We start from the raw sequence: 21,138 nt of genomic DNA on the forward strand, positions 1-21,138 counted from the left end.
ACTTATTGGTACGGTTCTGCCAATATCGTTAGTTGACAAATGTGGATATCCTGTGAGTTAGGAGGAAGGCGCAAGAAATTATGCGGGATTTTTCGATCGTGCTGGTGCTTGACTCCTAACTCCTGAACTTTCCTATACATAAATACTTCACCCTTCATGCCTCCGAAGGTGGGTTTATAACTGTGAATACTTACTTTTTACCGACAATAAGCGAAATTTTAGCCTCCGAAGGCCAAGAAAATGACCTGGGTCTCTTTGATGCTAAGTTGGCGGGAGAAAACAACCGCCATCGGTGTCCTGCCAGCCGCGGGGCTTCTCGGCTGAAAGCCCAACAGGAATGGTACGGGGCGATCTCTGCTTTGAATCAAATGCTCGATCGGCAAAAACAAGGACAAAAAACCGCTTCCTCGATCGGCGATTCTGTCTCCCCAATCCCCAATTCCTGTCAGGGATTGGTGTTGTCGGGCCCGTCTTCGGTTTTGACAGACCCCGCTGTTGCTTCGGGTTTTGCCAATTGGATTTTTACCAGTATTCCAGACAATGATGCAGCTTTGTGGTCTTTTCGGGCCAGACAAAGTTTAGCTTTACTGCCGGCTGCTGATGAACAAATATCTGTGCCTGCGGCGGCCCCGGCTTTGGCTTTGGCTAGTGGCGATCCTTTGGCGAACGAGCAGTTTTGTTTAGTTTTAACTGCTACTTTTAGCCTGGTGATGGTTTTAGGTGAAACTTCTGCGGGCATTCCAGCTTTTCTCTTTTCTTTCGATCCGCAAGTAGTCGCTTCATCTGGGGAAGTTTTGCGGCGCAGGGTGACTGAAAGCGACAGTTTGCTTGCCAATTCTGACGGCGGTATCAATTTGCCAGTTAGCCAATTAACTAATAATTCTACTAAATTAGACGCGCTGTTCGAGCAGTTTTCGCCTGTTGCTCCGCATTATCAAACAGTGATGCAGTTCAGCCAGTTGCTGTTGAATAATTTGCCTGTTGGGAAAGAGGAAGCAGGCAGGGTAAAGGATGAAAGAGCCGATCGCGGTTTTAACCAGAGGAATCAAAAGTTATCGGCTACAGATATCAACTGCAAATCTCCAATTCCTCTCGCTACTAAAGAGGTGGAATTGCTACAGGCGATCGCCCACGAAGTCCGCACTCCTTTGGCTACCATTCGCACTCTGACTCGGCTGCTGCTGAAGCGCCCCAAACTCGATCCGGTAGTGGTCAAGCGTTTGGAAACGATCGATGCTGAGTGTACCGCTCAGATCGATCGCTTCGGTTTAATTTTCCGCGCCGTGGAATTGGAAATGTCGCAAGCTAAAAATTCCTGCGTGCACTTAACAGCAATGTCCCTCGGCGAAGTGCTGCAAAATAGCATTCCCCGCTGGCAAAAACAGGCCGCTGTTCGCAACCACACTTTGGAAGTTATTGTGCCGAAAAAATTGCCTGCGGTAGTCAGCGATCCGACGATGTTGGATCAGGTTTTAACTAATTTGATTGAGAATTTTACTCGAACTTTGCCCTCGGGGAGTCGCATTCAGGTGGAGGTGACATTGGCGGGCGATCAGTTAAAGTTGCAGTTGGAATCGGAACACCTACCTGAAGGTAATGGCGCATCGACTTTTGCAGCTAAGGCTAATACTCCTTTGCGATCGATCGGGCCTTTGTTGATGGTGCAGCCGGAGACGGGATGTTTGAGTTTAAATTTGAGCGTGACTAAGAATTTATTTCGGGCTGCCGGCGGGAAGTTGGTAATTCGCCAGCGGCCTGAAAAGGGCGAGGTGATGACGGTATTTTTGCCGCTGCAATAGTCATTAGGTGTAGGGGCGGGTTTTACCAACCATCTATGTCGGAAACCAACAATATAATAAACCCGCCCCCAGCTTGGGCGGCAAATCCGAATTTACATTTTTTGGATGCGCTCGAATATTGGGTTGATCTGGGTTATTGCTTGGGTGGGGGCGGATTTTTATAGATTTTTTGCGAGCATCAATTATTCTTGGTGAAACCCGTCCTTACAGGCGATCGCATTAATCAATTAAAATGTCAATGACAAACTCCGTTCCTTCTCCCAGTGCAGAAATACAACTCAGTTTTCCGCCGCGTTTGTCTTCTACCATTTGACGCGCGATCGCCAGTCCCAACCCAGTCCCTTTGCTCACGTCTTTAGTTGTAAATATAGCGGTTATCAGAAACATGAGGTACGTAGTTGGGCTTGGGCCCAATACGTTTAGTGGTTATATAAGCTGTCAGTCATACCTCATCTTTTTGATAAAAGCTATAGATGGTCAAAAATCCGAAAGAGATGGAGTCGATCCCAAATCCTCCTTGAACCCTTCAATATTCTTTTACTTTTTCCCAAAATGCCGAAAAGATGTTTCCTTTAAACAACAATGTCGATTTCAATGGAAATTTAACTTCACATTGTGCAACTTATGGTAAAATTCAGTATAAATACATTGTCCCGTGACTCAACGGCTTCAGTAGATTGCAAGAAGAAGACTTTTGCTAGATATAGCTCATATCTCAGCCAGAGTGGGCTAGAAAATCCCAATATACCTAATCACCTATACAAAGACTACCAGTTCCACAGTTATGGCCATAGCAGAGCAAAGAATTAAAATTACCTATATCTTTACGCACCATATTCGTTGGGTTCCCTTTGAATTAGTCGCCAAATGTATCGATAAGAGTAAATTCGCAATTGACTATATCATTCTTAATGAAGGCGATCCTATGATCTCCTTTTTAAGCCAGATTGATGTTCCTTGCACTGTTGCTTCCTATCAGGATTATAGCAATACCCCAGAAATCGTCAAATTTATCTACGAGCACTTGATAAAAAATCAGACCGATATTGTTCATACTCATTGGTTCGCTGGCAGCTTGGCTGGAATGCAAGCTGCTTATTACGCCCATATTCCAGTACGAATCTTCACCAGGGAACATCCTTCGATTAAATACTATTCGCGTCATGCTCCCAGCAAGCATCGCTTGATATGGGAATGTGCCACCAATATTATTGGTGTTACCAACACAAGCAAACAAGGCATGATAGAAGACGGCATACCAGCTAATAAAATCACAGTGATACCAACGGGATTTGATATTAGTGAATTTGAAAATGTAGACAGTTCGCGCATCGATAAATTGCGCTCTAAGTATCTAGCAAATCATCACGGCCCTGTTATCGGTGTGGCTGCGAGGTATGTCAGATGGAAAGGAGTTGAATACGTCATTGAAGCACACAAGCAGGTTCTCGAAGCTTATCCGAATGCAATCTTAGTTCTTTCAGGAACACATACAAATCGTGCCAACCTGGAGGAGAAAATTCGCAATGCGGGTAAAGAAGACATAGTTGCGCCTCAATACCAGGACATTATCAGTATCACAGACAAGTTGGCGCAATTACCCGATCGTAGCTATATTGAAATCCCATTTGAAGAAGACCTTTTCGCTTTGTTCAGATTATTTGATGTTTTTGTTCATGTGCCTACCGATTCTATTCAAGAGACGTTCGGCCAAGTCTATGTAGAAGCAATGCTTTCTAGAGTTCCATCTGTTATTACTCTTGCAGGTAGTGCTTTGGATCGTGCTGTACACAAAGAAAATGCCTGGGTTGTTGATTACAAGAACAGCGATCGAATTGCCCAGGGGATATTAGCACTCTTAAGCGATGCACGCCTGAGAGAAACGATCGTTAACAACGCCTTTCTCTGCGCTCAACAATACGACATCAAGAATCACATACAACGACTTGAAGACTTTTATGTCTGTGAGCTTCAAAAGAGAAGGAAGTAGAATTGAAGTCTAATAGCATAAGTTTAACGCCTGTTAAGCTGTTACGCATTTAAAAGTATTGTAGGGTGCCACGGCTCCTTTCTCGTTTCCCTTGTAAGCGTAAGTGTTCGCTTCTGACGCACCCTACAGGCCCCGCCCGGTGGTTTAAATGCACAACAGCTTAGCAGTTGGAAGATATCTAAAACTGAAAATAGATAAATGGGTGAGGAGTTATTGCTGTAAACCTCAATATTATTGAAACCAACACTCCATAGAAAACAACAAAGCTCCAGCTTGGAATTTTACTTTGCCAATCAGCGAACCAACCCTTGTAAGCTACCCAATGGACTATAATTAAAGGTACAAAAATCCATACAACTTGGACATTTAGGTTTTGAGTTCCGGAAGAATTCAGGAAGACAAAAGCTTTTCCTACTTGCATTGCACTCCTAAAGTCGCTACTCCGAAAGAAAATTACAGAAGCACAAAACCAATGAAACGTGAGTGGGATGCCTAGCATATTTCTCAGCGGTACCAAGACTTTATAGGGAGCAATCCAAGATGACCATTGCTTGTGAACAACTAAAGCGATTCCATTTAATCCCCCCCAAGCTACAAAATGCCAAGCTGCACCATGCCACAGTCCAGACAGAAGCATCAGAATCAGAATATTTCTGTACCCAAACAGTTCTGTGCGTTGCTCTTTTGGTCGCATTTTCATCAAAGGAATATAAATATAGTCTCGCAGCCAACTGTAGAGGGTTATGTGCCAACGTTGCCACAATTGAGTGACACTAGTGGAGAAGTAAGGAAATCTAAAGTTAAGAGGTAGCTTGTATCCAAGTAAACCTGCACTGGCGATCGCCATATCTGAATAGCCAGAAAAGTCACAGTATAGTTGTATGGCGAAAGATATAACAGCAATCCAACAACTCAAAACAGTATAAATTTCTGGACTTGCGAAATACTGTTCTACTAAGGGAGAGATATTATCCGAAATACAAGCTTTCTTAAAATATCCCACTAGAAAAAGTATTAAACATCCCCGAAAATCAACTTCTTTTAAGATTTTTGGGGTTAGCAATTGAGGTAAAAAGTCAGATGCGCGGACAATAGGACCCGCAACCAGTTGAGGAAAAAAAGTTACAAACAGAGCGAAATCCCAAAAATTTCTAATCGGTTTGAGTTTATCCAGATACGCATCAATAGAATAGCTCAGAGTTTGAAATGTGTAAAAACTAATACCTGCTGGAAGAATGATTTCAATGGTTTCAATATTAATAGGTAGCCCCAAAAAAGTTAATAAATTTGAGGCGGAGTCAGTGAAAAAGTTATAGTATTTAAAAAACCCTAATAATCCTAGATTCACAGCTAAACTGAATGCTAACCATGCTTGTCGCTGGTTCTGATTCAGTGGTTTAATCAGCAGCGCATCCCAAGAAAATAGGTCGATATGTCCTTCCTTAGTTTCTGGGATCTGTACTGCCTCGCTCGTTTGAATTTCTTGTCCTTTTGTTGAATAATCAACCTGTGGTCGAGATAGCATCAAACCTACAAAGTAGTCAATGACTGTCGAGAGCAAAAGCAGGAAAAGAAATCGCCAATCCCAAGCACCATAGAAGATATAACTACAGACTAGCAACCAGAATTTACGATGATTGTTTTTCTGCAAAGCCCAGTAAACGCAAAAAATCAGAATAAAAAACAAGATAAAACGAAATTCTGTAAAAACCATGTTGATTCTAATTTGTGAATTAACTTCATCCTTCACTCAGTTACAAGGAACTTTTTGCACCTGAATTCTGACTTATAGATATAAGGGATTAATTGTACACCTCTTTTTGAGATAACTTGAGATACTGAGAAAACTGTGATGCCAAAGTCCGTGTGAACTCTTGAGCACCTTTGTGATTTAAATGCAAATCATCACTTCGGCTATCAACTTCATATAATGCAGGGAAAGTATTGGGGTTATAAAAAGCAAATACGGTCGAAATATATTTTAAATCTAAAGCTTCCACAATCACCGAATATTCGTTCTCATTATTAGGATCTAAAGCCGGAGGAATTAAGAATATAGTTTCCATTTTAATTTTTTTGGCGTTCTTTTTTTGGTTATCAATTCTATAAACAACTTTTTTAATGATTTGAATAGCATAAGAATTGAGGGGATAAGTAGATGTGTTTTCTCGAAAAGCTCCTGATTTTGCTGTTTTTAATCTTTGTCGATAATCCTCCAAACTTGATTGGAAAAGTTTTTTCCATTCTTGACTATTTGTCATCCAATCCATTGCATAATATCCATTTGACTCTATCAATTTTTCAGTAGATGATATTAATCCTGGTAATGCTTCCGTTCTTAGCTGCAACAAATTAGAAAAACCACCAATCCCCAGCCATCGATAGATAAAGCTTATTGTATTTGCATAAAAAGCGCTAATTTTATTTTTAAAACTCAGAGGTGATTCAGCAACTAATTTAAAATTTTCTATCGTTTTAAGAGGATTGTGCCAATAGACACTTCTAGCCGAAGTCGGCGCTGGATCGACGATAGAGTTAACGAAACAATCTAAAAATATCCATTTTAAGTTTGCTGGTTTTAAAGCTAAAATCTTTTGCAAATAGAAATCCATTTCGGCTATATTCGCGGCTTGTAACCCCAAGTTGAAAGATCTGACAAAATTACCATTTGCTGCCATTGATTCATCAAATAGTTTGGGTATAATTCCATGATATGTAGTACTAGGCCCTAAAAAAATCATATCGTAATCATCTTTATGCTCGGTGAAATATTGGAACTTAACGCTTACATCACCAAGGCTTGGAGGAATTCGCTCGGAAGGTAAAACCGTATTGATTAATCCCGCAGTTAAAATCAAAGCAAGCATAAAAAGTAAGCTGTGAATAAAAATAAAAAGTGGTATTTTTGCCATAATTTTTATGAAATTTTTACAATCATTTGCATTCTGTTATCAGCCATAACCTATCCATACAAATTATGCTTGCAACTCGAACGGTAAAGGACTTTTAAGGTTCTTCAGCTATCGCCAAGGACGCAAGTTCCTGATTGGAATCCGCAGGTAAGTTGCTCTCTGCTTCTAAAGCCGAAAGAGTACCGTCATTAATATTGCTCCTAAAAGTTCTTGGCAACTGTACCCCAAAACTAACTACTTTAACTGCAAAATACAAACACAAAGCCAACCACAAAATATGGTTGCTGTGAAGCTTCCAAGCAACAAAAGCTGTAGGTGTAAATCCGATGATGAAGGAAATTAAGCTAACATTACGTACAGTTTCCCCTTCTGTTAATCCCAAAAAATAGGCTTCCAAAACGAAGCCAACAGAAGTCACTACTAGAACAGGTAGCAACCAAAAAACATAAACCCCAATCAGTTCAATGACTTCAGTATGGTTAGTAAATAAACCAAATAAAGTATAGGGAAATAAAATAGCAACCCCAGCTAAACTGACTCCTATAAATAAGCTGGTGGCTATACCAACAGCAACTGAAGGTTTTAATTGAGCGGAAATTCCTTTACCTGTGAAATTTCCACACAGAGTTTCTATACCGAATCCTACTCCTTCAGCTAAACAAGCATTTAAATTAAATATTTCTATTAACAAGGCATTTTCTGCATAAGTCGTCGTTCCTAGACCTACCCCTTGGTAATTGAAAATCATGACAGTTAAGATAAAAATCGTATTATTTATCAAAAGATTGCTATTTAAGGTCAATGTAGATTTGAGAACATCAGAGTGCCAAACTTTTCCGGTTAAACCTTTTAACTCTTGCCATTGAATTTCATGAAACAAAAAAATCAAGGCTAATAGCAGAAAGATATACTGACTCATCACAGAGGAAATGCCAGCACCTGTACTAGCAAAATTCCAACGAACAATTAATAAATAGTTGGCCAGAATATTAGTAATATTACCAACAAAGGACAACAGTAAAACTTTACCGTTTCTTTCTATTCCGAGAAACCAACCAATTAAGACAAAATTGATTAAAGTAGCAGGGGCACCCCAAATTGCAACATTGTAATAATTAATAGCAGAATCAATTACATCTGGCGAAGCATTGACCCAACTTAATCCCAATTGTTGCATAGGATACTGGAAAATTATTAAAGCAATACCAAACAGCAAAGCAATGATAAAATTACGCAATCCTACGAGTAAAGTTTCTTCTCGGTCTTCTCGTCCCATCGCTTGAGCCGTAAGTCCCGTGGTGCTCATCCGCAAGGAGACAAATATTAGGAAGAGGAAGCAGAATAGATTTCCAGCTAAGGCGACACCCGCTAAGTGATGAATTTCCTCCAGGTGTCCTAAGAAAGCAGTGCTAAATATAGTCGTCAATGGCAGCATAATATTTGAAAGAATATTAGCTGGAAGCATTTGGAAAAAGCGAGGGATGATATTCTCTTGAGTTGGGAGTGATTGATTCATTGGTTATTTCTTGGTCTACATAATTTTTTTATTGCCCAAGTAATCCAGATTGAAAATTTTATTTCTGATTTTTTTTGAATAAAAAGTTATTAATTATCAGTATAGCTTAGATTTTAATTTAACCGATTTACAGAGTTGTTCGGTCAGGCAAATTCAAACTAACGCTATGGTTTAAGCTGTGTTGCATCTAGATTGCCTATGGTATTAGAGAGGGAGAGGGTCCGATGGGGATCGGGGGAGAGGATTTGACGATTGTTCGATCGGGACTCGAAATATACAATTTAAATGCACAACAGCTTACTAAGAAATTATTAGTCTAAATCTTGATCCCAAGACGCACTTCCTTATCAATGCGTTTCAGCATAGGTGCTGGTACTTGACTAAAATACTCATCAGTAGCTTTGCGCGATCCAGCCCAAGCACCATAGTCATCAATAATCAGCACGCCTCCTGTGGAGAGCAGAGGGTAGAACTGCTCTAACTCAGCGGCTGTGGACTCGTACCAGTCGGTATCTAGACGCAGCACAGAGATAGTTTCTGGCTTAATTATTTCCAATGTCTCAATAACGTCCCCTTGAACAAAATGAATCTCGAACTCAAAATTATGCACAGAGAATGTCGCTTGAACCTCTTCCAATAAAGCGTAACACCAGCCTATGTCGTCGGCATATTTCTCCATCATGTCAAAGCCAGTATTTCCCCGTTTGTTCACATCAAATTCAGTGGGGGCTGGCATCCCTTTAAACGTATCATACAGATATAGCTTGCGATCGCTGACTTTTCGCGCCTTCATAATCAAGGCTGCAAGTAAAGAGCTTCCTCCTCTCCAAACTCCGCACTCCACAATATCACCGGGTATCTCGCGATCGAGGACATAGTTCATCGATGTGTAAAGTGCAAAGAGTGCTTCTTTACTGGTCATTGTGTAAGGCAAGACTTGCTCAAATAGAGCCATGAAGACCGGATCTTTGTCAATATCTGGTGTGACCCGATCTTTTATGGTCATTTGATGCTTTGTGGAGAAAACGATCGTGCGCTCAATACTCATGATAATAAGGAGGAGTGGGAATAGTTTGGCAGGATGATGGGGGCTGCAAAGCTTTTAGAGTTCACTAAATCCCCAGGATTTATTGGGAAATCGTCAGTCTAAATCTTGATCCCAAGGCGCACTTCCTTATCAATGCGTGTCAGCATTGGCCCCGGCACCTCACGGAAGTAGTCATCCGTGGCTTTGCGCGATCCAGCCCAGCAGCCATAGTCATCAACGATCAGAACGCCTCCTGTGGATAGTCGAGGGTAGAGAAGCTGAAACTCAACGGCTGTGGATTCATACCAATCGGTATCTAGACGCAAAACAGAGATGGCTTCTGGCTTAATTCTTTCCAATGTCTCAATGACATCTCCTTGCACAAAATGAATCTCAAAATCAAAATTATGGACGGAGAAAGCTGCTTGAACATCTTCCAATGAAGCGTAACACCAACCAATGTCGTCCCCATATTGCTCCATCATTTCAAAGCCGGTACGTCCATATTTGTCCACATCAAATTCAGTGGGGGTTGGCATACCCTGAAATGTGTCGTACAGATATAGCTGGCGATCGCTAACGTTTCGCCCCTTCATAATCAAGGCTGCAAGTAAAGCACTTCCTCCTCTCCAAACTCCGCACTCGAGAATATCACCGGGTATCTCGCGATCGAGGACGTAGTTCACCGATGTATAAAGGGCAAAGAGTGCCTCTACGCTGGTCATTGTATAAGGCTTTACCTGCTCAAATAAATCCATGAAAACCGGATCTTTACCCATATCTGGTGTGATCTGATCTTTCATGGTTGCTTGATGCTTTGTGGAGAAGACGATCGTTCGCTCAGTATTCATGATCGCAAGGAGGAGTGGGGATAGTTTAGGAGGATGGGATCTGCAAAGCTTTGATAATTATACATGAGCAATAGATTAATAGCTCATCTTTTTTCCTGGGTTTGAGGTGATTGCGATTGATGGCTGCGCTGGAGGATCAGACCTTCATTTCCTCGTAGCTCAAGGGTGTGTCCCAGTTGCCCTCCCTGGCGATCCATGAATGTAGAGAGGAGAACTTTTGACTGGTTGCGAAACTCGATCGGTAATGTCCATTCCCGGTATTCAGAACTGAAGTTCAAAGCCACAACGAGATCCGATTCCTCGTTAAAGCGTCGATAGCAGAAAAGCTGTGGGGATGAGTATAAAGAAATGTAGTCACCAAGTTGCAGTGCCGGTTGTTGCCGACGCAAGCGCAAAAGTGCCTGGGTGAGTGAGAGACACGATCGGGAGTTATGCTTCTGGGCCTTGACATTGATACTGCTGTAGTCATGAGTTATAGGCAACCAAGGCTGGACTGAGGCCGAACAGAAGCCCGCATTCGCAGAGTCATCCCAGAGCATCGGCGTGCGCTCAGGATCGCGTCCCACCCCAATACCTGGAGCTTTTTTTTCCCAAGGATCTTGGATGTGCTCGGAGGGAATCCAGCCGTCCTCCATTCCCAGTTCTTCTCCGTAGTAAATTGTTGGTGTACCGCGAAGGGTGAGCAATAACATCATGCCGATTTTGGCTTGAGAAATCCCAATTCTGCTGGCGACGCGGTGCTTGTCATGATTACCCAATGTCCAGTTGGGCCATGCACCTTCAGGCAGCAGTCTCTCGTAACGATCGACAATTTCTCGGACGGACTCTGCACTCCATTGACAATCAGATGACATCAATTCAGAATTGAGGGGTAAATGAAATTCATCATTATTTGACCCATAGTGCTTGATAATTTCTTCTAGTGACTTATACAGTTCACCTATTAAAAGTCGATCGCCATAACCATCTACAAGCGTCCGCAGCATACGATTGAAATCGTGAATTTCCGGTATATTCTTGCTGAAGACTTCAAACAGGCGATCGGATGGTTCCATGCCGGGATGCCAGTCGGGATTCACCGGATTATCTCGAAATTGCAAATCTTTGAAGGCACGATAGGCGGCATCAACTCGAAATCCATCCACGCCTCGCTGTAACCAAAAATGCAGTACATCCAACATCGCCTTACTGGCAGCGGGGTTACGCCAATTGATATCTGGCTGCTCTTTGAGAAACGAGTGTAGATAGTATTGCTCTGTTTTATCATCCCATTCCCAAGCAGAAAGCCCATCGAAACGTCCCAGCCAATTATTGGGAGGACTACCATCTGGCTTTGGATCTTTCCATATATACCAGTCTCGCTTGGGATGAGAACGCGAACTGCGGGATTCAATAAACCACTGGTGCCGATCGCTAGTATGTGCGGCAACAAAGTCAATCAATACCTTGATATTGCGATCGTGCAACTGTCGTATCAAGCTATCTATATCTGAAAGGGTTCCAAAGACAGGATCGATATTTGTATGGTCGCTGACATCATAACCAAAATCGGCCATTGGAGAGGGATAGAAGGGTGTCACCCAGACGGCATCTATCCCCAGCCATTCTAAATAATCTAGTTGCTGGATAATGCCGGGGATATCACCGATGCCATCTCCGTTCGAGTCCTGAAAGCTACGCAGATAAGGCTGATAAATAACAGCAGACTTCCACCAAGGAGAATGAGACATTACGGTCATGGGTAATTAGAATCAATAAAAAGAGGAAGATTTCTTCGCTCAGGATTTGGTATAGTAGACCTCTTGCAAAAATTCTTTTAATCAAATTCTGGAACGGGCAAGATGCCCATTCCACAAGAAAAAAATTTTGTGGGATGGGCATCTTGCCCGTCCTAGTTATTTTTGCAAGAGGTCTAGTGGCTAAACCCCCACGATCGCGGCGGATCGTGAAAAGACTTGCCAGCATGGATGGATGCTACTGTAAGTGTTGAACGGTCGATCGGATAATATCATAATCCCTCTTTGGTTACTTTGACCGTAAAAAAAGGCTTTTGCCTTGCGTTCTCTGGATTTTAGCTATGCTCAATAATTTATTCTTCGCCAGGCAAAAGCCTTACAAACCAATAGTCCGGACAAAATCTTGGGGGGTTTTAGCGGCCCAAAGCCAGAACCTTCATAACTGCAACCATTGTAATCAAAGTCTGTTCGGGAGCTAACAAGCAAATAAATCGGTGAATACATAGGATGACCGCCCTGTCAAGCTTACCGCCTCGTAGAAAAAACTGTCCTGAGTATTGACAAACCATTAAGCTGTTCGACATCTAAATTGCATTTTTTGTGCGGTCGAGACGCCCACCCCACAAGAACTTTGTTAAATTTTGACTGTGCAGTTTAAATGCAGAACAGCTTAGTTCCAGAAAATAATCTACCGAAAGCGACAAAAGAGGGATAATGATTGCCTGAATGATTTAGGTAGATCCATTCTCGCATATCCCTGTTTCATCCTTTAAGGAAGTAGGTAGGACAGAGAAGATTTACTTCACAAACAGCCTGTAAAGAAAAACAATTGTATGATCCCTCAAATTCAACCTTGGATTGACGATAGTGAATGGCAAGAAGTTAAGCGGGTGATGGAATCAACCTACTTAACCGAGAATCAGGTGACAGAGGAGTTTGAAGCTGGCATTAAAGCTTTAACGGGGGCAAATCACGCAATTGCTGTTTGCAACGGTACTGCTGCCTTATACTGCATCCTCAAGGCTCTGGATATCGGTCATGGAGATGAGGTGATTGTTCCTAACCTGACCTTTGTTGCTTCCTCGAATGCGGTGATTATGGCAGGGGCTAAGCCGGTCTTTTGCCCAGTTAGAGCAGATACCCTGTGCATTGATGTAGAAGCAGCCGCAGCGCTCGTCAATGATAAGACGAAAGGGATTATGCCCGTCCATTTGTACGGTCAAAGTGCAGATATGGATGCGGTACTCGCCTTTGCTAAGCGCTTTGAGTTGAAGGTGATTGAAGATGCAGCACAGGCGATCGGAGTAGAGTTCAACGATCGCCATGTCGGCTATGACGGAGAGGCAGGTGCCATTTCCTTCTATGGCAACAAAACGATTACCTGTGGTGAAGGTGGGATTATTCTCACCGACTGCGATACTGTTGCCCAGACTTGCCGCCGGCTTAAGAATCACGGGCGATCGCGTCGCGGCACCTTTATCCACGAACATATTGGTTTTAATTTTTCCATGACAGAAATGCAGGCAGCCATTGGTGTTGCCCAACTCAGAAAGTTACCTGCAATTATTAAGCGCAAACAGCAAATTTATGAAGCTTACATGGCTGGTTTAGCAGATGTGACGGAGTTGCAGCCGATCTTTATAGATCCGCGGTGTAAGCCCGTTCACTGGTTTACCTCTTTCTTGGCGGAAAACCGGGCTGAACTGGCTGACTATTTAGCCAATCGGGGAATTCAAACCAGACTATTTTTCTGTCCGCTTCATCTTCAACCTTGCTATCAAGACTGGATCGATCCCAGCATGAGCTATCCCGTCAGTACCTCTGCTTACGATCGAGGAATTTCTTTGCCATCATCCTATAGTTTGACAGATGAAGAACTAGATTTTATCATCGGCGAAATTCACCAGTTTTATCAGCTTTGCGAGCAATTGAAAAGTGCTTGAATCTCCCCTCTCCCAAACCTCCGAATATCTTGCCTGCCGCGATCGGGTAGTTGCGGCTGTGGCAGATTTGCCCCAGGGTAAAGCGTTATCTGAGGCGCTGATTGCAGGTCGCGACTTTCTTCACTCGATCCATCCCGATGAGGTGGCAGGCGTAACCAGAATTCAGGTGCGGGAAGGGCACGGGCCTCAAAATCTCAATGATGAGCCGATTGACACGCAGTTCCATGCTTATTTGGAAGCTGCGATCGATCCCCAGATTCGTCTTGGTCTACTCGCAGATGGCACTAAACCCAGAAGCTATGACGATCGCAAAGTCCGCTGGTCTGGGGCTGGAGTGGCTGGATTCTGGTCTCGCAGTCAAGACACCCTCACCCTGGAAGTTGGGCCCACTAGCTACCCGCGTTGTCGTCTGGATTTGACTCGCAGTTCGCTAGAAGCACTAAAGCTGATGATGCGCGGACTGACGAATTACCAAGATCCCTACGCTTATTTTGCTAGGGGAGTTGGGGTTGCGGTGGTTCCGCTGACGGAGGATGGTAATGTCTACATTGGTAGGCGATCGACTTCATCGGATTACACAGGAGTTCTCAATTTTGTGGCGGGTTGGGCTACATTTTCTCCTACAGCTCAAGACATCAATTTTTATCAAGATGCTCAGCGGGAATTGGGGGAAGAAGTGAATGTTTCCATGACCTTAAATAACACGAATACTCGGTTTATTGGTATGTCTGGCAACCCGATGACGGGGGAAGTTGATTTGGTCTTTGTGGTACAAACGGAAATGCGCGATCGCCATTTTCGATCGGGTCAGTGGGAAGAGCATTCTGGTTTGGTTCGCATTCGCAATAAAGCTGAAGCTGAAGCTTTGCTGGAACACGGACTGTTACCCGGAGAGCAAGAGCCTTGCGCTCTGATGTTTTCCTCTCGCTTGGGCTTAGAATACTTAGTTCAACAGCATTGGTGAACGGTAGATAGAAAACACCTGACACCGCTGGCAATCAAATATTTTGAACAGGATGAAACTCTATGCAATGGCTCAATGAACCCTCCCAATGGACAGACTCAGGCGATCGCTTGATTGTCAAAACTTCTCCCAAAACAGATTTCTGGCGAATTACCCATTATGGGTTTATTCGTGACACCGGACATTTTTACTTTGATTCCATCAGCACTGATTTTGTTGTTGATGTCAAAATACGCGGCAATTACAAAGATATCTACGACCAGGCGGGCATCATGCTGCGTGCCGATGAAAAGCATTGGATCAAGACAGGCATTGAATATGTTGATGGCGTACAAAATCTGAGTGCTGTCGTTACCCATGACTATTCAGATTGGTCAGTCATTCCCTTGCCGAATCCCCCTGATGTTTTACACTTGCGCGTTGAACGCTCTAAAGAAGCTATCCAAATTTTCTACTTAAATGAAGCTTCTAACTATGCAATGCTCAGAATGACGTATTTACCCTATGAAACGCTTCAAGTAGGGGTTATGTGTGCCTCCCCAGACGGAGATGGATTTGAGGTAACGTTTGAGGACTATCAGGTCAATGCTACAGGATTGTAATCTTCCTTTCATCTCACATCTTGCACCATTCTCGCTTAACAGGCAAGATGCCTGTTCCACAAAGAGTGAATTTTCTTGTGGAACAGGCATCTTGCCTGTTCATAAAAAGCTTATTGATACCATTTTTATAAAATAGTGCAACACTCTTCGACACCCCCTAGCCCCCCCGCTGCATTGCGGGGGGAACAAGAATACTGTTGCATTCTTTTTTAAATTTGGTATGAGAATGGTGCAACATCTCAGTTTCATCCCACTTTGAAATTTGTCGATGAGTATTGTGAATCTGAACTCACACTTTGGCTATCAATCAACCTTCTCAGAAGCCTGAATCTGGCTGACAATATCTGACATTGGCCAATATCCCCAGGATTCTGTAATCTGCTGGTTCTCAATCTTAAATATTTCTAATGCCTCAAATTCTACTTTCACTCCAGTGGCAGCCATACCAACAAACTCACCCAAGTGCGTAGCTGTAAAGTGACCTCGAAATACAACTTTGTCATTTTCCTCAATGAGATCGTCAATCACTACTTTGATATCTGGAAAGGCTTTGTGCGTCGCTTTTAGGATCTCAATCGCATCTTCGACGCTTCGCACTTGAGGTAGCCCGTGATCTAGATAATTCGGCACAATATACTTATATGCAGCTTCGTAATCTTGATTGTTATATATCTCAAAAAACTGTTTAACTACTTCCTTATTAGTCAGGCTATTCATACAATTTCATTTCTAGTTTTACAGGCAAATTATACACCAATGCTGTTACTTTGTAAACTTGTCAGGACTTACGCACGAATCACTTGCCTAAAACTGATACCAGCGATCGATCGATCGCTGCCAATACGTCCGCATCGAGTTGTATTCCTGATGCAGCAGCGTTATCAACAATTTGTTCCGGGCGACTAGCACCGATAATGGCTGAAGATACACACTCAGACCGCAGTACCCAAGCCAGGGCTAACTGTGGCATACTCAACCCTAAGTCTTGAGCAATGGGTTTCAGTTTCTGTACTGCTGTTAGAATGCGATCGCTAAACAACTCCTCCAGCAAAAACCAATTCATTTTTTCATTTGCAGCGCGAGAATTTTGAGGTGGAACTTCTCCTGGCTGGTATTTGCCTGCAAGTACACCTTGAGCTAATGGCGACCAAACAATCTGACCAATACCATTAGCTGCACACAATGGAAACACTTCAGCTTCCGGTGTGCGCCACAGCATAGAATACTGAGGCTGACTGGAAACAAAGCGTTCAACACCAGCAATATTAAACGCCGCTTGAATTTGCTCTGGAGTCCACTCGCTAAAGCCGATGTAACGAGCTTTTCCCTGACGCACTACCTCAGTGAGTGCCGTCATTGTTTCCTCCAAAGGTGTGTTGGGATCGTAGCGATGACATTGATACAGGTCAACATAATCGGTACGCAATCGATTTAAAGAAGCATCGATTTGTTTTCCGATCTGGGCTGCTGACAATCCTCGGTCAGTAGGTGACGTGGGAAAGAAGACCTTGGTTGCTAGGATATAGGACGATCGCTCAATTCCTTGTAATACTTCCCCTAGAAATGACTCAGCGCCACCAGCCGCATAAGAATTAGAAGTGTCAATGAAGTTAATACCAAGGTCAAAGGCTTTGTAAATGCAAGCCTCTGCATTTTGCTGTTCTACACCCTCACAAATACCCCAGGAACCAAGACTGATTTCAGAAATATGCAATTCGCTGTTACCCAATTTTCTGTATTTCATTTGTATTTCTTATTTCACTGGTGTTTTTATCTGATTTTACGAAAATATGATAATTCGTCACACTAATTTTAACCGTCCAAGATACAGAGGCCTGTAGGGTGCGTCAGCTAGAACACTTACGCTTACAAGGGAAACGAGAAAGGGCTGACGCACCCTACAATACTATTTTAAATGCGTAACAGCTTAATTCGTCACACTAATTTTAACCGTCCAAGATACTACAGGGCAATGATGGTTTTGGCGGTATTTTCAAGATAAATTAAATTATGAGTTGGCAACAGCCTCCTTTTCCTCAGTTGATTGCAAAGTCATAGGTATCTGTATTCCAGAAACTAACGTGCAAGATAACATAAATACGGATAAAGCTAACCATAAAAACTGATTGCTATGAAAATAAAAGGTTGCTAAACATAGAAATATAAGTCCCAGTAAGCCACTGACCAAGTACGTATTGCGTACAGCAGATCCCTCACCCAACCCAGAAAAATATCCATCTAGAATATAAGCCACTCCCGCGCCCACTATAACAATGGGTATCCAAAGGATATAAGTTTTAATTGCTTCTATCAATTCAGAATGGCTAGTGAACAGATGAAATATAGGGTCAGGAAAAAAGAAAGCAGCTAGTCCAACTACTAAACTGATCGCCAGATTAGTTGCTAATGCAATTTGCAAAAGTGGCACAAATTTATGTGTTGTTCCTTGACCTTGAAAGTTACCGATTAAAGTTACAGTAGCGTATTCTACTCCATCACACATATACATACTTAATGCTACTATTTGGAGGAGTAAAACATTTTCAGCCAGAACCTCAGTCCCCAATCTTGCACTAAAAGCATTGAAAAGGACAAAAATAGATACGATAACTATAGACCTAACAGATAGATTGCCATTCAGAACAAAAGCAGTTTGCAATGCGGACAAATTTAGGACTTTTCCTGTTAAAGTACCTATTTCTTTTAACGAGAATTCACGGCTAATCATCACCAGCGCTACAAATAAGGTTAGATACTGGCTAATAGCCTGCGACAATCCCGCCCCCATGCTTGACCAATCCCAAAGGACAATGAAAAGGTAATTCAGTGCAACATTAGCAACATTCCCAATAATAGTGAGTAAAAGAACTTTGCGGTTTTGTTCTCTTCCAAGAAACCATCCAATTAAGACTAAATTGAGGAAAGCCGCAGGCGCTCCCCAAATCCGACTATTAAAATAAGTAATACCGGCAATTTGCACATCGGGAGTAGCGTTCAACAACATAAAGCCTAGCTTCCCCAAAGGGTATTGCAGCAGCAGAAAAAGCATACCCAATCCCAAAGCGATTAAAGCATTTTGTAGCCCTGCTAGAAGCATTTCTTCTCGGTCATCTCGTCCAACTGCTTGAGATGTAATTGCAGTTGTTCCTGACTTGATAAAGGAACAACTTTCGTAGAGAAAATCAAACAAAATAGCACCTAATGCCACCCCTGCTAAATAACTAATGTTTGACAGGTGTCCCAGGAAAGCTACGCTGATTGCACCGGATAAGGGTATTGTAATATTCGAGGCTACGTTGACAGCAGCCATTTTCAGAAAGCGATATAGAAAGTCGTATTGATGCAATGTCAAAGTCCCTTGGGATAGATACTGGAGTCTAGTTTATCAGTATTTTTTGCCTAATGTCAACTTGAAATGAAGTCAAGCAGAATAAAGGGAGGAAAATCAGGGAGCTAGCTCATTAGGAATGAAAATTTAATAGACCTCTTGCAAAAATAATTAGGACGGGCAAGATGCCCATCCCACAATTTTTTTTTTCTTGTGGAATGGGCATCTTGCCCGTTCCATAATTTGATTAAAAGGATTTTTGCAAGAGGTCTAATATAACAAATTTCGTAGCCCGCGAACAGCTAACCGTTAACAGTTAACCGAATTCGGTTAACCGTTAACAGTTAACCGAATTCACTTAACCGAATTCATTCTGGCTTTCAAGGCATCTCGCGCTTGTTCTCGATCGTCAAAATGGACTTTTTCGGTGCCCAAAATCTGATAATCTTCGTGTCCCTTTCCTGCAATCAGCACGCCATCTCCCGGTTTAGCATCCATAATAGCAGTGCGAATTGCAGCGGCTCGATCGCACATCACGACCGGCTTTACTGCGGCGGGAATTCCTGCTAAAACATCCTCCAAAATGCGATCGGGATTTTCAGTGCGCGGATTGTCGGAAGTAACAACAGCTAAATCGGCCAATTCTGCAACGATTTTACCCATAATTGGGCGCTTAGTGCGATCGCGATCGCCACCGCAGCCAAACACGCAAATCATCTGACCCGGAATAAACGGCCGCGACGCCTTCAACAAGTTCTCCAAACTGTCGGGAGTGTGCGCGTAATCGACAATAACGCTAATATCTTGGTCGGCACTAATTTGCACTCGTTCCATCCGTCCCGGTACTCCCGAAAACTGAGATAATTTCTCCACAATTGCGGACAAATCTAAACCCAATTCTAAAACAGCACCGACAGCAGCCAACATATTTGATAAATTGAACTGACCGACTAAAGGCAAAGAAAAAGCTGTTTCACCCTTGGGAGTGTGCAGCATTCCCTTAACTCCATTGGGTTGATACTCCAAATCAAAAGCATACAAATCTGCCGTTTTTAGCACAGTGCTGTAACTCCAAACTCGGTCAGATTTGAGGGTTTCAAATATGCGCTGTCCGTAGGGATCGTCAATATTAATTACAGCGCGATTCTTGAGGTAATGCGAACCAAACAAAAGCGATTTAGCCTCAAAATAATCTTCCATATCGCGGTGATAATCGAGATGGTCTTGAGTCAAATTTGTAAAGACAGCAACTTCAAAACTACACCCCAAAACTCGCTGCTGCGCTAAAGCGTGGGAACTGACTTCCATCACGCCGTGTTTGCATCCGGCTGCTACAGCTTCTGATAATTGTTTTTGCAGGTCAACCGCAAAAGGTGTGGTGTAAAGTGCAGTTTGTTGGAAGCCGGGCCAGCGAGTGTAAAGCGTGCCAAAAATTGCCGCCGGCAACTGCATTTCATTGAGCAAAAATTCGATTAAATGAGTTGTTGTAGTTTTGCCGTTTGTGCCGGTAACGCCGACAAGTTTTAATTTGCTAGCTGGATTGCCGTAAAATGCGGTTGCTATTTGACCGCAAACTTGAGCCATATCGGCTGCTGCGATGACGCAGGGAACCTCTTCTAGCCCCTTGCTAAGGGGGGGTTGGGGGGGTGTTTTCTCGGCTGCTTGGGTGGAAATTATGGCGGCAACTGCACCAGATTCGATCGCACTTTGCCAAAAATCTCCCCCATCTACCCGAGTTCCCGGCATTCCCAAAAACAAATCGCCCGCCTGACAAGCGTGGGAATTAGTAGATAAACCCTTGACTTCGGCATCGAGGGCGGGATGTTTGGCATCAAAGGAAATGCTAGGAACTGCTGCTAATAATTCTCTCAATTTCATCTGAAAAACTCCTCACTTGGATGTCTTGAATCTATTCTGACTCATCGGTTTGCCAATATTTCTGTAACAATTGTTCCAATTGGGCTACACTACAGCGGGGAGAAGGACGGGGTAACAGTTGTTCAGCGGAGAATGCAGCTTCGCCAGCAGAACTTATTGGCTGAGGCTGTACTTTAAACAAAACTGGAACTTCGTACTGATAAGCTTGAAACCAGTCATCGCGTTCAGTAATATCTCTAACTTCGAGTTGAAACTTGAAGCTTTCAATCTGTTCGAGTTTTTCTTGCAACCCTTCGCACAAGTGGCATCCGGGTTTGCCGTACAAAATCAATCGCATCATAAGAGTACAATTAAACTCGATCTTAAATTCTCGAACGTGCGATCGCAAATTGGCGAACCCAACGCGAGTAAGACGCAACTCATACCAATTTAATGTGAAGTTGCACATATCTCGATCCCCCTAAATCCCCCTGGTTGTAGGGGGACTTTGAGAAGAATCTTGTCCCCCCCTTATTAAGCTATGCTTTATAAACATCTTTCTTAACAAAAAGTTTGACAAAAATCAACGTCTGTGCTATCACAGGAGCGGGTG

Annotated in this window: 17 protein-coding genes; 5 read left to right on the forward strand and 12 right to left on the reverse strand. The window is 43.0% G+C overall.

Annotated features, from left to right (window positions below):
- Positions 1–182 precede the first annotated feature (182 nt).
- Positions 183–1,799, forward strand: a complete 1,617-nt coding sequence (locus QUB70_RS11790) for a sensor histidine kinase (protein ID WP_332980463.1) — start codon at positions 183–185, stop codon at positions 1,797–1,799.
- A gap of 219 nt (positions 1,800–2,018) precedes the next feature.
- Here QUB70_RS11790 and QUB70_RS11795 read toward each other — a convergent pair whose 3' ends face one another.
- Positions 2,019–2,186: an ATP-binding protein gene (locus QUB70_RS11795; RefSeq protein WP_332980464.1), complete on the reverse strand. Its 168-nt coding sequence runs from the start codon at positions 2,184–2,186 to the stop codon at positions 2,019–2,021.
- A gap of 397 nt (positions 2,187–2,583) precedes the next feature.
- On the opposite strand from QUB70_RS11795, the gene QUB70_RS11800 reads away from it, so the two are divergent.
- The gene (locus tag QUB70_RS11800) at positions 2,584–3,789 is read left to right on the forward strand and encodes a glycosyltransferase family 4 protein (RefSeq protein ID WP_332980465.1); all 1,206 of its coding nucleotides are present in this window, start codon (positions 2,584–2,586) and stop codon (positions 3,787–3,789) included.
- Between the two features lie 178 nt (positions 3,790–3,967).
- On the opposite strand, the gene QUB70_RS11805 is transcribed toward QUB70_RS11800, so the two are convergent.
- From QUB70_RS11805 to QUB70_RS11830, 6 genes are all read right to left on the reverse strand, one after another.
- The gene (locus QUB70_RS11805) at positions 3,968–5,503 is read right to left on the reverse strand and encodes an MBOAT family O-acyltransferase (RefSeq protein ID WP_332980466.1); all 1,536 of its coding nucleotides are present in this window, start codon (positions 5,501–5,503) and stop codon (positions 3,968–3,970) included.
- 88 nt (positions 5,504–5,591) lie between these two features.
- A complete protein-coding gene (locus QUB70_RS11810; protein WP_332980470.1) occupies positions 5,592–6,701 on the reverse strand; it encodes a hypothetical protein in 1,110 nt (369 codons plus the stop codon).
- Positions 6,702–6,795: 94 nt separating this feature from the next.
- The gene (gene gntT, locus QUB70_RS11815; RefSeq protein ID WP_332980471.1) at positions 6,796–8,217 is read right to left on the reverse strand and encodes a guanitoxin biosynthesis MATE family efflux transporter GntT; all 1,422 of its coding nucleotides are present in this window, start codon (positions 8,215–8,217) and stop codon (positions 6,796–6,798) included.
- Positions 8,218–8,533: 316 nt separating this feature from the next.
- A complete protein-coding gene (locus tag QUB70_RS11820) occupies positions 8,534–9,223 on the reverse strand; it encodes a TylF/MycF/NovP-related O-methyltransferase (RefSeq protein ID WP_332980472.1) in 690 nt (229 codons plus the stop codon).
- A 140-nt stretch (positions 9,224–9,363) separates the two neighbouring features.
- A complete protein-coding gene (locus QUB70_RS11825) occupies positions 9,364–10,095 on the reverse strand; it encodes a TylF/MycF/NovP-related O-methyltransferase (protein WP_332980473.1) in 732 nt (243 codons plus the stop codon).
- A gap of 83 nt (positions 10,096–10,178) precedes the next feature.
- On the reverse strand, positions 10,179–11,825 hold the full coding sequence (locus QUB70_RS11830; RefSeq protein WP_332980475.1) for an alpha-amylase family glycosyl hydrolase: 1,647 nt from the start codon (positions 11,823–11,825) through the stop codon (positions 10,179–10,181).
- A gap of 839 nt (positions 11,826–12,664) precedes the next feature.
- On the opposite strand from QUB70_RS11830, the gene QUB70_RS11835 reads away from it, so the two are divergent.
- The 3 genes from QUB70_RS11835 (at position 12,665) to QUB70_RS11845 (ending at position 15,340) form a co-directional block, all read left to right on the forward strand.
- Entirely contained in the window at positions 12,665–13,774 is a 1,110-nt protein-coding gene (locus QUB70_RS11835) for a DegT/DnrJ/EryC1/StrS family aminotransferase (RefSeq protein ID WP_332980477.1), read from the forward strand.
- Entirely contained in the window at positions 13,767–14,738 is a 972-nt protein-coding gene (locus tag QUB70_RS11840) for a hypothetical protein (RefSeq protein ID WP_332980479.1), read from the forward strand. Before QUB70_RS11835 ends, QUB70_RS11840 begins: the two co-directional genes overlap by 8 nt.
- 62 nt (positions 14,739–14,800) lie before the next feature.
- Positions 14,801–15,340, forward strand: coding sequence for a DUF1349 domain-containing protein (locus QUB70_RS11845; protein ID WP_332980480.1), 540 nt, complete (start codon positions 14,801–14,803; stop codon positions 15,338–15,340).
- Positions 15,341–15,643: 303 nt separating this feature from the next.
- Here QUB70_RS11845 and QUB70_RS11850 read toward each other — a convergent pair whose 3' ends face one another.
- The 5 genes from QUB70_RS11850 to QUB70_RS11870 form a co-directional block, all read right to left on the reverse strand.
- Positions 15,644–16,057, reverse strand: coding sequence for an ester cyclase (locus QUB70_RS11850; protein ID WP_332980481.1), 414 nt, complete (start codon positions 16,055–16,057; stop codon positions 15,644–15,646).
- A 79-nt stretch (positions 16,058–16,136) separates the two neighbouring features.
- Entirely contained in the window at positions 16,137–17,084 is a 948-nt protein-coding gene (locus QUB70_RS11855; protein ID WP_332980482.1) for an aldo/keto reductase family protein, read from the reverse strand.
- Between the two features lie 264 nt (positions 17,085–17,348).
- Positions 17,349–18,692: a guanitoxin biosynthesis MATE family efflux transporter GntT gene (gntT, locus tag QUB70_RS11860; protein ID WP_332980484.1), complete on the reverse strand. Its 1,344-nt coding sequence runs from the start codon at positions 18,690–18,692 to the stop codon at positions 17,349–17,351.
- 330 nt (positions 18,693–19,022) lie between these two features.
- A complete protein-coding gene (locus tag QUB70_RS11865) occupies positions 19,023–20,546 on the reverse strand; it encodes a UDP-N-acetylmuramoyl-L-alanyl-D-glutamate--2,6-diaminopimelate ligase (RefSeq protein WP_332980486.1) in 1,524 nt (507 codons plus the stop codon).
- Between the two features lie 31 nt (positions 20,547–20,577).
- Positions 20,578–20,883, reverse strand: a complete 306-nt coding sequence (locus tag QUB70_RS11870; RefSeq protein WP_332980490.1) for a glutaredoxin family protein — start codon at positions 20,881–20,883, stop codon at positions 20,578–20,580.
- Positions 20,884–21,138 lie beyond the last annotated feature (255 nt).

Source organism: Microcoleus sp. A003_D6 (assembly GCF_036702825.1).
GTDB lineage: Bacteria > Cyanobacteriota > Cyanobacteriia > Cyanobacteriales > Microcoleaceae > Microcoleus.

Coding starts and splice junctions, on each gene's coding strand:
- QUB70_RS11795 (WP_332980464.1), bottom strand. CDS start 2,186: ATGTTTCTGATAACCGCTATATTTACAACTAAAGACGTGAGCAAAGGG.
- QUB70_RS11800 (WP_332980465.1), top strand. CDS start 2,584: ATGGCCATAGCAGAGCAAAGAATTAAAATTACCTATATCTTTACGCAC.
- QUB70_RS11805 (WP_332980466.1), bottom strand. CDS start 5,503: ATGGTTTTTACAGAATTTCGTTTTATCTTGTTTTTTATTCTGATTTTT.
- QUB70_RS11810 (WP_332980470.1), bottom strand. CDS start 6,701: ATGGCAAAAATACCACTTTTTATTTTTATTCACAGCTTACTTTTTATG.
- gntT (WP_332980471.1), bottom strand. CDS start 8,217: ATGAATCAATCACTCCCAACTCAAGAGAATATCATCCCTCGCTTTTTC.
- QUB70_RS11820 (WP_332980472.1), bottom strand. CDS start 9,223: ATGACCATAAAAGATCGGGTCACACCAGATATTGACAAAGATCCGGTC.
- QUB70_RS11825 (WP_332980473.1), bottom strand. CDS start 10,095: ATGAATACTGAGCGAACGATCGTCTTCTCCACAAAGCATCAAGCAACC.
- QUB70_RS11830 (WP_332980475.1), bottom strand. CDS start 11,825: ATGTCTCATTCTCCTTGGTGGAAGTCTGCTGTTATTTATCAGCCTTAT.
- QUB70_RS11835 (WP_332980477.1), top strand. CDS start 12,665: ATGATCCCTCAAATTCAACCTTGGATTGACGATAGTGAATGGCAAGAA.
- QUB70_RS11845 (WP_332980480.1), top strand. CDS start 14,801: ATGCAATGGCTCAATGAACCCTCCCAATGGACAGACTCAGGCGATCGC.
- QUB70_RS11850 (WP_332980481.1), bottom strand. CDS start 16,057: ATGAATAGCCTGACTAATAAGGAAGTAGTTAAACAGTTTTTTGAGATA.
- QUB70_RS11855 (WP_332980482.1), bottom strand. CDS start 17,084: ATGAAATACAGAAAATTGGGTAACAGCGAATTGCATATTTCTGAAATC.
- QUB70_RS11865 (WP_332980486.1), bottom strand. CDS start 20,546: ATGAAATTGAGAGAATTATTAGCAGCAGTTCCTAGCATTTCCTTTGAT.
- QUB70_RS11870 (WP_332980490.1), bottom strand. CDS start 20,883: ATGCGATTGATTTTGTACGGCAAACCCGGATGCCACTTGTGCGAAGGG.